This window comes from Prevotella lacticifex, from assembly GCF_019973375.1.
GTDB classification, from domain to species: Bacteria; Bacteroidota; Bacteroidia; order Bacteroidales; family Bacteroidaceae; genus Prevotella; species Prevotella lacticifex.
Genome location: NZ_BPTV01000030.1, coordinates 1 through 306, shown reverse-complemented (window position 1 = coordinate 306; position 306 = coordinate 1). Strand labels below are relative to the sequence as shown.

Sequence of the window (306 nt, the reverse complement as noted above, 5' to 3'; positions counted from 1 at the left end):
TGGCATTGTAGTCCTTGAGCATGCCGTCAATGACCATGTTACCGCCGGTAAATGTATTCACTCTATTGCGCATGAACTCACAGATAAGGGAGTATGCCTTGCCTATCTCCACAAGGAATCTGGACACGGCCGTCTCAGACAAATGAACTCCCGGATACATCTCTGATGCAAATGAGCAGAGGTACTGTACCTGCAAGTCACGGTTCATGATGTCTCCATATGAAGCACGGAGCAAGGCTATGATATAGAGGCGCTTCGCATCGTCGAGATTCCAAACCTTGGCGAGTTCTTGAAGAAGTCCACTGC

General features: G+C 48.7%; 1 pseudogene. It reads right to left on the bottom strand.

The features are described 5' to 3' along the window. Positions 1 to 306, bottom strand: a pseudogene (locus tag LDN30_RS16265) (IS1634 family transposase); the annotation flags it as partial.